The following is a 13,351-nucleotide window of genomic DNA, read 5'->3' as shown; positions in this document are numbered from 1 at the left end:
CGGTACGGGTCAGTCGGCGACCGGCCGGTAGTGCGGCTGATCTCGACGGAACAGATAGATGCCGACGACGTCGTCGGCGCCGGCGGGCTGGGTCGGGGTCGGTGGTCCGGGACGCGGGGCAGGCTCGACCTGCACCCAGGTGGCCTGGATCAGCCGCCAGCCGATCTCCTCGATCTGGCCGAGCACGTCGGTCTTGTTGAAGCCGGCATCGACGGATGAGGTCAGGCCGGACGGCGGGCCCAGGGGATTGAACCTGACGGCCGAGTGCGGCAACTGCACCTGGAAGAAGCCGTCCCCACGCTGATAGGCCTGGAGCGCCTGGCCGACGGGGGACCGCCAGAAACCATCGGCAGCACGCATGGCCGCCAACCGGGCTTTCTTGGCGCGCTCTGTTTCCTGCCCGGTCTGCGCTTTTCGGGCCGACTGGGCGCCTTTCCTGCCTGCGGTGTCCAACCGGACAATCCCGGCCATAACGGCATCATTCCATCTGACGGCGGCTGGGACGAGGCCTTTCAGAAAGCCCTTAGATCCGGGCCCGGACCCTTATATCGGGCCTGTTCAGATCGAGGGTCCGGACGCGAACCATTCGCCGTTGCCGCCGGGCACCTGTCGCAGGCCGGGGAGATGGCCACGACTCGGTTCGACCCATCGCCAGTAGGACGGGGAGTAGTAGAACGTCTCCTCGGCCAGTTCGACCCGCAGCACACCGTCGGACAGGAAGTAGTAGGTGTCGAAATCGCTGCCCTGAATGCTGTTCTCGCCCTCGTCGACGAAACTCACTCGGAATGCCATGACGGCAGCCTGCCACTGTCGCGGCCGGTTCGGAACCAGTTGACCACATCGGTCGGTTCGCGACCGTGGTCACTCGGCGAACGGTGGGGTGGGCGGCATCGGATGGGTGTGAGATAACCATGCGCCGCAACGGGTTTGCACGCAGAACCCGGTCAGCATGTGACCGTGACGTGGACCGTTCGGTAACGCAGACGTTCCACCGAACTGTCGTCACCGGTGGCGTCTCGCCGGGTGACGTCCCGGCCGGCGGCCATCCGGGTCACGGTGCACTCCGACAGCGGACCCGTGCCGACGCGGTTGACGATCACCCGTAGGCCCTCGGTTTCGAGCCGGTTGATGATGTCGGCCGCCGAACCGGGTCCCGACGGTGCGGCCTGGGTTTCGATCGCCAGGCTCAGCGCTGCCGGTATGCCGACCACGGCCAAAGCGGAAGCTGTCCGGAATCGCATGGTCTTGTCCTTCCCGATAACGGGGGTCGATGATGCCGCCGCCGGCACTGGATATCGGTGATAGCAAAATACCGATATCGCTGATAGTAACAGCGATAGATGGAGAATGCTACCGTCGATAACGTGGATGGATTGACCGAGCAGCAACGCGAGCAGCGGGAGCGCATTCTGCGCGCGGCCGCCGAGATCCTCGCCGAGCAGGGACGGGACGCCGTGACCACCCGCAACGTGAGCGCTGCCGCGGGAGTGCAGCCCCCCACGATCTATCGGCATTTCGGCGATATGCGCCGCCTGATCGACGACGCCGCCAGCCTCGGCATGGCCGAATATCTCAAGGCGAAACGCGAGCGTGCGCTGACCGACGACCCGGTCCACGATCTGCGCGACGGCTGGGACCTGCATGTGGAGTTCGGCCTGCGCCACCCTGCCACCTACACGGTGCTGTACGGCGATCCGCGCCCGGACGCCAAACCCCGGGCGGTCGCCGAGGGGGACGCCATTCTGAGGTCGCTGATGCAGCGCGTCGCCGAGGCGGGACGTCTACGGATCGGGGTCGACCGGGCTGCCGAGATGATGCATTCGGCATGCCGCGGCGTCACGCTGACGTTGATCTCGCAAACGCCCGCCGAGCGCGACCCGGAACTGTCCGCGGCGACCCGGGAGGCCATGTTGGCGGCGATCACCACCGGCGGCGCCGCAGGTCCCGCCGACGGCGCCGGCGTGGCCACCCGGGCCATCGCCCTCAAATCGGTGCTGGAAACGGGCGGCGCCGGTGTGCTGACCGAGGCCGAAGCGGAGCTGCTCAAGGAATGGTTGGACCGGTTGTCGCAGTGAGCTTTTCGGCGGCCTTAGCCGTGATCAACTGCAGGATGCCAGGCTCCTCGTCGAGGTCGATGTTGTCGATGACGGTGTCCTCGCCAAACGTGAAGCGGCGGGCCGGATATCGGCGTCGTCGGTCATCGCACCTACCGGTGGTCAACGCCCCGCCTAAACCCCGCATCGCGGAGTGTCATGAGCGAACACGAACTCTCGTCGACGACAAAGTAGAACGGATCGCACGGTGTCTCGTCGGCGGCCGTCGCGAAGCGGCACTCGTCCCCGGACCACCGCGCGGCTGTGCCCGCACCCTGACACCGAGGGTCTGAGGGACGCAGTAAAACGTGCTTGGCGCCATCCGGTGAAGCCCAGGGGCGCGCGCAGCGAGGCCCCATTCCGGTGCTGTTGCGACTTTCGTGTGACCTGTTCGTCGTGACGCAGGCGCCATCTGTGCGCATTGACCTGACGGCAAACGTGCTGGTCAGATGGTGCCCCCGGCAGGATTCGAACCTGCGGCCTTCTGCTCCGGAGGCAGATTCGCAAAGTCCACCAGGGGAAACACGGGTGTCACCACGGCTCAACGCGCAGGTCAGAGCGGTGGGGTGTTGCGTTCACCCAGCATGGGCAAACGACCTCGTGTGACTTTGGTGTGACTTCTCGGCGTGGCTGGGCAGCAAATCGAACAGGTGTGTGGCACGTCCCCCGTTCAGGCTCGGGGTAAGTCCCCTGGAGTGGTGGGGTTTGGGACCTGAGCCCTACGGCCGGGGTGTGTCGTTCCCGGTGCTGGGGTGGGCCATCGCGTAGTGATCAGTGAGTCACCGACAAAAGTTACTCACGAAAGGACCATCTACGCGATGACCCAGGACCATTCTGCCTTGCTTGCTCAGCTCGATGCGCTCAAGTCTGCTGATTCGGGGGCGGTGTTCGCCGAGTTGATCCGCGCCGGGTTGCAGCAGCTGATCGAGGCCGAGGCCACCGCGGCGATCGGAGCGGGCCGCTACGAGCGCACCGATGGGCGCACCGTGCACCGCAATGGGCACCGACCCAAGACGGTGTCGACCACCAGCGGCGATATCGAGGTACAGATCCCCAAGCTGCGGGCCGGCTCGTTCTTCCCGTCACTGCTGGAGCGCCGTCGCCGCATCGACCGCGCGCTGCACGCGGTGATCATGGAAGCCTATGTGCACGGTGTGTCGACCCGCAGTGTCGATGACCTGGTCACCGCCATGGGCGTGGGCTCCGGGGTGTCCAAGTCGGAGGTCTCGCGGATCTGTGCGGGCCTCGATGAGGAGATCGAGGCGTTTCGCATCCGCAGCTTGGCCCATACGCAGTTCCCGTACGTGTTTTGCGATGCGACGTTCTGCAAGGTCCGTATCGGGGCGCACGTGGTCTCTCAGGCCCTGGTGGTGGCCACCGGGGTATCCATCGACGGCACCCGCGAAGTCTTGGGCACCGCCGTCGGCGACAGCGAGTCCTTCGAGTTCTGGCGCGAGTTTTTGGCGTCGCTGAAAGCGCGTGGGCTCTCAGGGGTGCATCTGGTCATCTCCGACGCCCATGCCGGACTCAAAGCCGCTGTGGCGCAACAGTTCACGAACTCGTCGTGGCAGCGCTGCCGGGTGCATTTCATGCGTAATCTGCACACCGCGGTCGCGGCCAAGCATGCCCCGGCGGTGACCGCGGCGGTCAAGACGATCTTCGCCCACACCGACCCCGACGAGGTCGCCGCGCAGTGGGACCGCGTCGCTGACACGCTGGCCGGCTCGTTTCCGAAGGTCGCCGCCATGATGGGCGAAGCCAAGACCGATGTGCTGGCGTTCACCGCGTTCCCGCGGGCCCATTGGCAGAAGATCTGGTCGAATAATCCGAGATCGGTTAACCGGCCCTCTCACGACACGATCATGGGTGCGGCGTGAGGTCCGGGGCCGACGGCGTTGCTCGGCGCATGCTGGCGGTGTCAGCTCGATCGAGAGGGGCAGACCATGACCGTTCGGGTGCGGACCCACGGCGACGGCTATGCGATCGACGGCCAGTGGGAGGGAAGCGCAGCGGCGAACGCATTCCTGACACACTTGGCCGGACGCGGATTCAGTGCGGCAACGGTGCGGGCGTATGCGTTCGACGTGCTCAACCTGGCCCGGTTCCTTCTCGATCGCGACCTCACGGTGGCGGCGGTGACGCCGGTGACGGTGTTCGAGTGGATCGACTGGCAGGACGTGCGCCGCGAACCCCGCCCAGGTATGGCGACACGAGGTGATCGGGGCGCGGCGGCGTCGACGATCAACCGACGAGTCGCGGCGGTGCGGGCGTTGTTCGAGTACCTGGTGATGACCAGGATGCGCGCCGACAATCCGGTGCCCTCACCGCGGCGCGGGCAGGGCCTGCGACCACAAGCGCGCGGACTGCTCGGGCACCTCGGACCGGGCCGACCCCGAGCCGGGGGCCGGCTGGTGCGTCAACCGCGACTGCTGCCCGAATCCCTCGACGCCGACGCGGTAGAGCAGTTCGTGGCGTCGTTGCGCACTCATCGGGATCGGGCGATGGTGTGGGCCATGCTGTTCGGGGGTCTGCGCAGCGCCGAGGTGCGATCACTGCGGCTGGCAGACGTCGATTTCGGTCGACGTCGGTTGCGGGTGCTCGGCAAAGGCTCGAAGGAACGGGTGGTGCCGGTCGATGCGGTGTTCTTCACCGAACTATCGGCCTATCTGCGCCTCGAACGGCCACCGGGGTTGGCGACGCAAGAGTGTTTCGTGGTGCTGCGTGGCCCCACCCACGGGTCGCCGGTCACCGAGGCCGGACTGCGGTCGCTGTTCCGGCGGCACCGAGTCCTGTCCGGCGCAACGCGGGTGCGTCCGCACCGACTGCGCCACACCTACGGCACCGAACTGGCCTCTGCGGGAATCGATCTGATGGCGTTACGGGAGTTGATGGGGCACGTGTCTCCCGAGACCACCGCCGGATACGTGCATCTGTCGGTCGCGCAGCTCGCCGCCGAATACGGCGCGGCCCGCGCCAGCCTCGCCGGGACACGACGATGACCACCCCCGCGCTCGCAATGGTCGATCCGCTGGCCGACCCGGATACGGTGCTGGCCGATTACCTCGAGTACGTTGCCGCCCTGGGTCTCAGCGGTAGGTCGGTGCGCGCTCGCACCCTCATCGCGACCACCTTCCTCACCTCGCATCCGGACCTGCGGGACTGGATGACCCGACCGGCAGCCGAACGGCTCATCGAACTGCGCCGCACCGGGGCGTGGCCGCTGCTGTGTCACCTCATCGGACGCGGCGAGCTGCGGCTGGACCTCGAACTTGCGGCCGTCAAGAACCTCACCGGTCTCGGCCGAGCCGTCGAGGACCGCGACCCGGACGGGTTCGCCGCAGTCCGGGCCGCCGGGCTGGCCTTGGGCTGGACACCGCAATGGATCGAGACGGTCCTGGGTGAATGTCTGGCGGTGCTGCTCGCCTGGCACGGCGGACTCGTCAGCGGCGTGAGCGCCGATACCGTCGACGAATTCGACGCTGCATTGGCTGCAACACAGTCGATTCCGGCAACGTCTCGTCGCGCCTACCGCAACCGGATTGCGGGGCTGCGACAGATGCTGTTTCAGGCCCGCATCGTCGACACACCACCACGGCGCCGGCGGTGGGCCCGCAGTTACGCTCAACGCTTCGCCGAGGTTCCGATGGCCGACGCGATTCGCGCAACATTGCTGCGTTACGTCACCGTCCGGGCATCGGTGCTGCGTCCGAAATCCGTCGAATCCTTGATCAACGACTTGCTGCCGTTCGCGGACTACCTCACCACCGCTCATCCCGAGGTCACGTCCCTCGAGGATCTCGACCGCAATCACATCGAGGGTTTCCTCGTCTGGAACCGCACCCGCACCTGGCGTGGGCAACGCGCCGCTTCCGGCGCCGGACGCATCATCTCGAAGGCCGTGATCCAATCGACGGTGCTGAGCGTGCGCAACCTGCTCGACGACATCACCGAATGGGGTTGGGAGCAGGCCCCACCGCGCCGTCTGGTTTTCGCCGTCGACGTCCCCAAACTCGATCAACCGCTTCCGCGGGCCCTGCCGCCCGACATCGATGTTGCAGTGATGAATGCGGTCTCTGGGCTGGATGATTCGTTCGCTCGTATCGGGCTGACCGTGCTCCGCGGAGCTGGTCTGCGGGTCGGGGAGCTACTCGACCTCGAACTTGGCAGCGTCATCGACTACGGTCCCGCCGGCACCTGGTTGAAGGTTCCGTTGGGCAAGCTCGCCACCGAACGCATGGTCCCGCTCTCGGTCGCCACCATCGCCGCGTTGGACGAGTGGACCACCGGGCGTGGTATCTGCCGGCCGCTGCCGCACCCCCGCACCGGAGCGTTGACCGATTTCCTGTTCGTCGCGCACGGTCGCCGTCTCAGCCAGACCCGGCTGCGCAACGGACTGATCGCTGCCGTCGAGACTTGCGGACTGCGTGGGGCCGGGGGTGCGCCGTTGGTGGTGACCCCGCATCAGCTGCGGCATACGTGGGCTACCGAACTCGCGAACGCCGGGATGGGCCTGCAGGCGTTGATGGCGTTGCTCGGGCACGTCACCCCGCAAATGACTTTGCGTTACGCCACTTTGGCTTCACCGACGTTGCGTGATGCCTACGACCAGGCGATGGGCAAGATGCGGCGGCGGTTCACTCTCACCCCGGTCGGCAAACCGATCGTCCCCGATGCCGTGATTTGGCTTGGCAGCGAGATGCTCAAAACGCGTGTTGCCCACGGCTACTGTTCCCGTCACGAGAGCGCGGGTGCTTGTCCCTATGCCAACATCTGCGAGACCTGCGACAACTTCGTCACCGGACCGGAGTTCCGCGACGCGCTCGAGGCGCAACGCACCGACGTCGAGGCACTCGAGGTCGATGCCCGCGACCGAGGATGGCCCGATGAAGCGGCCCGTCACCATCGCGTCGCTGACGCGTTGACCGACCACCTGCAGCGGCTCGACCGCTGACCCAAATCGGCAATCAGGGGTTGATCCGTTTCGGCGCTGATGACACAGCGCTCGATGGCGATCCGGGCGGTCAGCACATCGGCCAGCGTCGCGCCGGACAGCGCCAGTAGCAGGGCTGCCGGCCGGGCGACGATCTCCGGGCCTGGTACGCGGACCCGGGCGCCGGTGCGGGAACCGCGGCGGACATCGACCAGGCGCTCGGACTCCAGTACGCGCACGGCCTCGCGCAGCGTCGGCCGGCTGACGCCGAAGTGTGCGATCAGTTCCGCCTCGTGGGGGAGGAAGTCGCCGTCCTTGAGCTGGCCCTCGACGACCATTCGCCGTAGTGTGCGCGCGACCAGTTCGGCCGTTTTGGGCGACCGCACCGCGCCGGGCGCCGCGTCAGCTGAGATCATCGGAGCCAGCGACTCAGGTCGAGACACTGCGGTCCCTTCGTCATGGATCAGTTGTACTACTCAGTAAACCATGTGTACCGACGTCGGAGGTCATAACCGCGCCCGTCACGACCGATCAGCCATCAGGCGTAGCCCAGCGGCGTCGTAGCCCGCTCGCCGGCGCGGGCTGACCAGGAAACTCGGAGCGGCCAGTATCGCCGTGTCGGGCAACCGCTTCCGCGCTGCCAGCATCTCGGCGGCCTGGTCGCTGTCACCGCAGACCGCGATCGCCCACAGCATGTCGTCGGTCACATGCCGGGCCATTGAGCGCGGGTCGCCGCTGCGGAACGCGGTGCGGATGGCGCTCACCTGATCCTGCCATCCGTGCAGTTCGACCAGTGAGTCGTAGGTTTTGACGGTCAGGTAGAAGGCGATCTGCAGGCGGGCGTCGGTGATGGCCCGCTGCGGATCCTCGTCGTTGACCGCGGTGATCACCCAGCCCCAGCGTTTCAGATCCTCGGTCCGGCGGCCCGCCGCTGTGGCGCCCGCGGTGATTTCGGGACCCACGACCTCGTCCCACCAGCGGTCGGTGAACAACCCGTGGCCGAGCACACCGTCGGCGACGCGGCCCGCGGTGCGGAGCATGATGCGGTTGAACGCGCCGATGAGGATCGGCACGTCCAGGCGACCGAAGACGGGTGCCCGGATGTCGGCGTCGACGCGGTAGAAGTCGCCGGAGTACCGGATCTTCTCGCCATTCTCCGCGTGCAGGAACAGTCGGATGACCTCGATGAGTTCAGCCATGCGGGGCGCCGGGTGGGAGGAGTCGACGCAGAACCAGTCGCTGTTCATCCGCGCAGTGCCGGCACCCAGGCCGAGGAACACCCGGCCCGGCGCCCGCTTGGAAAGGTGTCGCACCGAGGAGGCGTGTACGAAGGGAGAGCGTGCGAACGCGTAGGCGATGCCGGGGCCGACCATCGCCGACGTTGTCGACAGGGCCATCTCCGCGGCCGTCACATACGCGCTGATATCGGCGAACTCGCCGGCGCAGAACACCGATGCGCCGACCGCTTCGGCTTCCACCGCCACCTGCTCACCCGGCCATGGCAAACCCCACCGCATGTTGACCCCATTCGTAGATCGCTTACTTAGTAATACAGGTGAAGATACACCGCGCACGACTTCCGGATCTAATTTTTGACTTTTTTGTCAAAAGGTGAGGTAGGGTTCGTGACTGGAAACGTGGTGACACATAGGAGGTTCGATGACTCGGCTGCCGAGCAGTGTGCCGACCGGCTGGTTTCAGGTCGCCTGGAGTGCTGAGATCACTGATCGCGCGGTCGCGCCACTGCGCTATTTCGGGCGCGATCTGGTGGCGTTCCGGCAGGCGGACGGCACCGTCAGCGTGCTCGATGCGCACTGTGAGCACCTTGGGGCCAGCCTCGCGCACGGCGGATGCGTTGTTGACGACGGTATCCAGTGTCCGTTCCACGGCTGGGTCTGGGACGGGCAGGGCCGAAACGTGCGGATTCCCTACGAGAAACGCCCGAATCGCGGCAGGCGTATCCGTTCCTACCCCGTCGTCGAGGCCCATGACACCATCTACATCTGGCACGACGTCTCCGGCGCCGAGCCGCGCTGGCGGTTGCCCGACACTTTCGACGTTCTCGGTGATCATGTCTCGTCGCGTAGCTATTACGAGTTCACTCCCGACTGTCGCACCAGGTTCGAGCGCGTCAAGGTGCACCCGCAGGTCATCGCTGAGAATGCCGTCGACCCACATCATTTCCGGTTCGTGCACGGCACGCCGATCAGCCCGCGGGTGCTGCGTGAGACGCGCGACGAGGCGACTTGGGCGGCCAAGGTCGGATTCGGCAGACGGTGGGCCGACGGACTCGATCGTCCGGAGGACACCCTGAACACCATCGAGATCTATTGGTCGGGCATCGGTGTCTCATTTACCGCCGAGCATCTGCGTGAGGGAGTGCGGGTGATCTCGATCAACGCCACGCCCGTCGACGACACCACCTCGGACATCTTCGCGAGCTACTGGATCAGCGACGAGGGTGCCGACAACTTCGTCGAGCGGCTCGACTCCGCCAAGCTGGCGCTGCCCGACGATATCCGGATCTGGGAGCACCAGCGCTACACGGACAAACCCGCGCTGGCGCCGTCGGAGGCCGACGGTTTCAAGGAGTTGCGGGCATGGGCGCGCGGCTTCTACCCGGAGCCGGTCCATGCCGGCTGACAACGGTACGGCCCGTAAGTCGGATCGCACCCGCTCGACCATCCTCGACGCAGCCCGGGTGGCCTTCGCCCGCAAGGGGTTCTCCGGGGTGACGATCCGTGACATCACCGACCTGGCCGGCGTCACTCGCGCGAACTTCTACTACTACTTCAGCGACAAGACCGAACTGTTCATCGAACTAGGCACTGACACCTATCGCGAGGTGCTCGCCGTGGCTGAGTCGTTCGGCGAGGACATGTCGCGCGCCGGGATCGACGAGTGGGTGGCCCGCTATTTCGCCTATCTCGACCGTAACGGCGCGTTCGTGATCCGGTCAGAGGAGGACATGCCGGACGACGAAGCGTTCCGCGCCACCGTGGCGCGGTCGCACCGGCGCGCGGCGCGGGCGCTGGGGGAGCGGATCGCCAAGGCGGCCGCCAGGCCGGTGTCCACGGACGCGGCGGCCACCGGCCTGGCCGTCATGGCGATGCTCGAGCGGTCCTGGCTGATCCATCACAACGGGGTGTCCGACGTGTCCCTCGCCGAGGTGCTGGGTGCGGTGTCCGAAGTCGTCTGGCGGCTGGTCGAATGACGCCGCGGCCTGCGAAGAACCCCGCCCCGGCGATCGCTGGATGCGAAGGTGCGGTGAGCAACGGAATCCGAGCCGCAGATCTGTGCCGAGATCGGCCACCAGAGTCCCGCGAAGTTTGGGCGCTACGGGATATCCAATTCGCTATATAGATAGATCTTTAGTTTTTTTCGCGGTTGTGAAGATTCACCATCGTCGAGTGTGGGCCACGACACAAATGTCCGAGCTTATGCGGATTCTGACAATCCGCCCCATCCGCGCGCGGGTTCTTGATGTCCGAGCCGGGCCCAGGGATGTGCGCCACCTCTGCATCGGCCCTGTAGTAGCGCCGATGAGACGCGTCTCAACGTCGCGGCCGAGTTGATCGACCGACGGGTGACGGTTCCATTCTTGTTGGACGGCGTAAAGTGATTTTGTAATCAGTGATAGCAGTCGAGATTATCGGCTGCATTTATGTTCTTTTGGGCCCGCGTGCAGATCGTTATTGACACAAGGGAAAGAAACTCTTCGAAAATTGCTCGAATTAGTTCCTGTGCATAAAACTCCTGAGTTTGGACATTTTGCTTAGTACCCAGGTTTGAAGCCGAGGTCGGTGAGGATTTTGCGCTCGGTGTCGGGGATCTCTGGTGGGAAGGTCTGCGTGGCGCCGTTGATGTTGATGGTCGCCGAGCGCAGCGGCCGCAGTGTCTTGACGACTTTGGCGATGGATAGTCCGGTGCGCGATTGGATGGCGTGGGAGACGGCCAGCGCGGCGAACACGATGGTCAGATGCGCTTCGATGGCATCGCGCATGCGGTTGAACATGGGCCGGGCATCAAGGTCGGTTTTGGACATCCGAAACGACTTCTCGACGTGCCACAGGTCGTGATACTTCGCGATGACCTCGCCAGCGGGCATCACCGATGCCGGGACGTTGGTCACGTAGCCCTTGAGCCCGACCAGGGATTGGGCACGGGCCAGGCTGGCTTCGTCGAGAGTGCGTTCATCGCCGCGGGTCGTGACGAATCGTGCTGTCTTGGCCTTCTTCTCGCCGGAGATGATCGCCCGGGCCCGGGCTTCCTGGGCGGCCAGAGTCTTCTGGTCGCGGCGGGCCCGTTTGGCCGAATACGCCCAGATCGCCCGCCACGCCCCGGTATCGCGGTCGGGGTTCCAGACCGGTTCGGTACGCAATTTGGTGTCGTTGACGCGGGTGTTGCCGTGCCGGGGAGTCACGGTGTCGATGACCTGGCTGTCGGTGAAAAGATCGCCGTTCCAATGGAAGTGGGATTCCAGATCGCCGGGAGCCTTGGTGACCCGCGAGCCGACGATGAACGACAGGTTCGCCTCATCCAGCGCGGCGAGGTTGGTCTGCGAGAGCATGCCTGCGTCGGCGGCCACCACCATCGGTGTGCCCTGCAGATGGTGGCGGGCCAGAAAGCTGGTGATGATCGGCACGATCGTGGTGGTCTCAGCGGTATTGCCCTCGAAACAGCCGATCTCCAAGGGAAATCCGGTCCGGTCGACCAGCAGTCCGACCACAATTTGAGGATCGACTCGACGCTCTTTGGAATAGCCGACCTTGCGCAGCGAATCCTCGGATTCCGCTTCGAAATACAGGGTGGTCACGTCGTACAAAATCAGCGACAGTCCACCGCAGTCCGAAGCGTAGGCGAAGCACTTCTCGGCGATCGTGTCGCGGTGACCGCTGGAGTGGATCTTGCGGGCATGGCGGTCGATGGTCTTGTAGGACACCAACCGAGCCCCAAGATCTGCCAGCACTCGTGAGGCGTCGAGCTTGCTGGTTGGCTCCACGATCCGGGAGATCACCAAATCGCGGAACACCGCGTCGCCGACGGCATCGAAGCCGAGCCAGTCATAGACGTGGCCCAGGACGTCGTAGAGCAGCCGCGAGCTGGCACCGACGGTACGCCCGGGCGGCACCACCGGCGCCGCGACCGTCGGTGTGGCTCGCTCGGAGATCAACGCCTGCGCACGGAAATCGGCCACATCGGCCATCGATTGGGCGCGGGCAGCCACCTCGAAATCCAGCGCCGCCTGGCCGCCGACCACCATTTCCCTCGCTTGCTCGAGCAGAATGCCCAGCTCAGCATCGGTATGCGCTGATCCCAGATGAGCCAGGATCACTGTCGTCTGCCATGAGGATGGGACCAGTGTGACCTGATTTTTGCCAGGGTGATGGGACCACCTGGATTGCCAGTTATGGGACCACCGGCGCGTCGCGTCGGTGGTCTTTTCGTTTGTTCGTTCGATCGGTCGTGACGGCTCAAGTCACGGAGGTCGGCGGGCATGGCTTTTCGGGAGGTCAGTGTGAATGAGATCAGAGAAGTGTTACGGGTGTGGCTGGGGGTCGCGGGGTTGCCGGCGCCGGGCTATCGCACGATCGCCGCGCATTGCGGCCTGGACCGCAAGACGGTGCGGCGCTATGTCGAGGCCGCCCAGGGGGCCGGTCTGCGCCGCGACGCTGATCCCAGCGCGATTGATGACGGCCTGATCGGGTTGGTCGCCGAAGCGGTGCGTCCGGTGCGCCCTGATGGCCACGGGGCGGCGTGGGAGCAGCTTTTGGGGTTCGAGGATCAGATCACTGCCTGGGTGGCTGGCACGGCAGAGCAGCGGCCGTTGACGGTGACCAAGATCCACACCCTGCTGGGTCGGCAGGGCTGTGTGGTGCCGTACCGGACATTGCATCGATTCGCCAGCCAGCGTTGCGGTTTCGGCCGCAAGGACCTCACAGTACGGGTCGCCGATGGTGATCCCGGGGTGGAGTGCCAGATCGATTTTGGCTATTTGGGGATGCTCACCGACCCCGCCGACGGGCGGCGCCGCAAGGTGCATGCCCTGATCTTCACCGCGGTGTACTCCCGACACATGTTCGTGTGGCTGTCCTACTCGCAGACCCTGGCCGCGGTGATCGCCGGATGCGAGGCGGCGTGGGAGTTCTTCGGGGGCGTGTTCGCGGTGCTGATCCCCGACAATCTCAAACCGGTGATCGCCGCCGCCGATGCGGTCAACCCGCAGTTCAGCCAGGGCTGGCTGGACTACGCCGGCCATGCCGGGTTCCTGACCGACCCGGCGAGGGTGGCCTCGCCGAAAGAGAGCGTGTCAAGTTTTCTGTGTAAG

At 65.6% G+C, this 13,351-nt stretch carries 10 protein-coding genes and 3 pseudogenes; 7 read left to right on the top strand and 6 right to left on the bottom strand.

Annotated elements, in window-relative coordinates; genetic code table 11:
* Positions 1–9: 9 nt before the first annotated feature.
* From CKW28_RS16245 to CKW28_RS16235, 3 genes are all read right to left on the bottom strand, one after another.
* A complete protein-coding gene (locus CKW28_RS16245; protein ID WP_131588016.1) occupies positions 10–471 on the bottom strand; it encodes a hypothetical protein in 462 nt (153 codons plus the stop codon).
* Positions 472–558: 87 nt separating this feature from the next.
* Positions 559–792: a hypothetical protein gene (locus CKW28_RS16240; RefSeq protein WP_040546438.1), complete on the bottom strand. Its 234-nt coding sequence runs from the start codon at positions 790–792 to the stop codon at positions 559–561.
* A 152-nt stretch (positions 793–944) separates the two neighbouring features.
* Positions 945–1,241, bottom strand: a complete 297-nt coding sequence (locus CKW28_RS16235; RefSeq protein WP_040546436.1) for a hypothetical protein — start codon at positions 1,239–1,241, stop codon at positions 945–947.
* Between the two features lie 123 nt (positions 1,242–1,364).
* Between CKW28_RS16235 and CKW28_RS16230 the strand changes: the two genes are divergently transcribed.
* From CKW28_RS16230 to CKW28_RS16210, 4 genes and pseudogenes are all read left to right on the top strand, one after another.
* Positions 1,365–2,075 carry a TetR/AcrR family transcriptional regulator gene (locus CKW28_RS16230; protein WP_003924808.1) on the top strand — a complete coding sequence of 237 codons (711 nt, stop codon included), beginning with the start codon at positions 1,365–1,367 and terminating at the stop codon, positions 2,073–2,075.
* A gap of 836 nt (positions 2,076–2,911) precedes the next feature.
* Positions 2,912–3,922 (top strand): annotated as a pseudogene (locus CKW28_RS16220) (IS256 family transposase); the annotation flags it as partial.
* Between the two features lie 114 nt (positions 3,923–4,036).
* Positions 4,037–5,092, top strand: coding sequence for a tyrosine-type recombinase/integrase (locus CKW28_RS16215; protein WP_003923652.1), 1,056 nt, complete (start codon positions 4,037–4,039; stop codon positions 5,090–5,092).
* The gene (locus CKW28_RS16210) at positions 5,089–7,044 is read left to right on the top strand and encodes a tyrosine-type recombinase/integrase (protein ID WP_040545935.1); all 1,956 of its coding nucleotides are present in this window, start codon (positions 5,089–5,091) and stop codon (positions 7,042–7,044) included. Before CKW28_RS16215 ends, CKW28_RS16210 begins: the two co-directional genes overlap by 4 nt.
* A 50-nt stretch (positions 7,045–7,094) precedes the next feature.
* On the opposite strand, the pseudogene CKW28_RS16205 reads toward CKW28_RS16210, so the two are convergent.
* A pseudogene (locus CKW28_RS16205) lies at positions 7,095–7,439 on the bottom strand (FadR/GntR family transcriptional regulator); the annotation flags it as partial.
* 105 nt (positions 7,440–7,544) lie between these two features.
* Entirely contained in the window at positions 7,545–8,540 is a 996-nt protein-coding gene (locus CKW28_RS16200) for an LLM class flavin-dependent oxidoreductase (protein WP_003923657.1), read from the bottom strand.
* Between the two features lie 142 nt (positions 8,541–8,682).
* On the opposite strand from CKW28_RS16200, the gene CKW28_RS16195 reads away from it, so the two are divergent.
* Together CKW28_RS16195 and CKW28_RS16190 are read left to right on the top strand one after the other, a co-directional pair.
* Positions 8,683–9,666, top strand: a complete 984-nt coding sequence (locus tag CKW28_RS16195) for a Rieske 2Fe-2S domain-containing protein (RefSeq protein WP_040545936.1) — start codon at positions 8,683–8,685, stop codon at positions 9,664–9,666.
* A complete protein-coding gene (locus CKW28_RS16190; RefSeq protein ID WP_003923659.1) occupies positions 9,656–10,237 on the top strand; it encodes a TetR/AcrR family transcriptional regulator in 582 nt (193 codons plus the stop codon). Before CKW28_RS16195 ends, CKW28_RS16190 begins: the two co-directional genes overlap by 11 nt.
* Positions 10,238–10,798: 561 nt before the next feature.
* Here the strand turns inward: CKW28_RS16190 and CKW28_RS16185 are convergent.
* Positions 10,799–12,385, bottom strand: a complete 1,587-nt coding sequence (locus CKW28_RS16185) for an IS1634 family transposase (RefSeq protein ID WP_235653883.1) — start codon at positions 12,383–12,385, stop codon at positions 10,799–10,801.
* A gap of 135 nt (positions 12,386–12,520) precedes the next feature.
* Between CKW28_RS16185 and CKW28_RS16180 the strand changes: the two are divergent.
* Positions 12,521–13,327: pseudogene (locus CKW28_RS16180) on the top strand (transposase); the annotation flags it as partial.
* Positions 13,328–13,351: the final 24 nt, after the last annotated feature.

Origin of the sequence: Mycolicibacterium thermoresistibile (assembly GCF_900187065.1) — a bacterium.
Taxonomy (GTDB): Bacteria; Actinomycetota; Actinomycetes; order Mycobacteriales; family Mycobacteriaceae; genus Mycobacterium; species Mycobacterium thermoresistibile.
The sequence above is the reverse complement of the archived record's forward strand: the minus strand, read 5'-3'. Positions and strand labels throughout refer to the sequence as shown.

What these genes read in the sequence shown, in the direction of transcription:
- CKW28_RS16245 (WP_131588016.1), bottom strand. Translation starts at nt 471, where the DNA reads ATGGCCGGGATTGTCCGGTTGGACACCGCAGGCAGGAAAGGCGCCCAG.
- CKW28_RS16240 (WP_040546438.1), bottom strand. Translation starts at nt 792, where the DNA reads ATGGCATTCCGAGTGAGTTTCGTCGACGAGGGCGAGAACAGCATTCAG.
- CKW28_RS16235 (WP_040546436.1), bottom strand. Translation starts at nt 1,241, where the DNA reads ATGCGATTCCGGACAGCTTCCGCTTTGGCCGTGGTCGGCATACCGGCA.
- CKW28_RS16215 (WP_003923652.1), top strand. Translation starts at nt 4,037, where the DNA reads ATGACCGTTCGGGTGCGGACCCACGGCGACGGCTATGCGATCGACGGC.
- CKW28_RS16210 (WP_040545935.1), top strand. Translation starts at nt 5,089, where the DNA reads ATGACCACCCCCGCGCTCGCAATGGTCGATCCGCTGGCCGACCCGGAT.
- CKW28_RS16200 (WP_003923657.1), bottom strand. Translation starts at nt 8,540, where the DNA reads ATGCGGTGGGGTTTGCCATGGCCGGGTGAGCAGGTGGCGGTGGAAGCC.
- CKW28_RS16195 (WP_040545936.1), top strand. Translation starts at nt 8,683, where the DNA reads ATGACTCGGCTGCCGAGCAGTGTGCCGACCGGCTGGTTTCAGGTCGCC.
- CKW28_RS16190 (WP_003923659.1), top strand. Translation starts at nt 9,656, where the DNA reads ATGCCGGCTGACAACGGTACGGCCCGTAAGTCGGATCGCACCCGCTCG.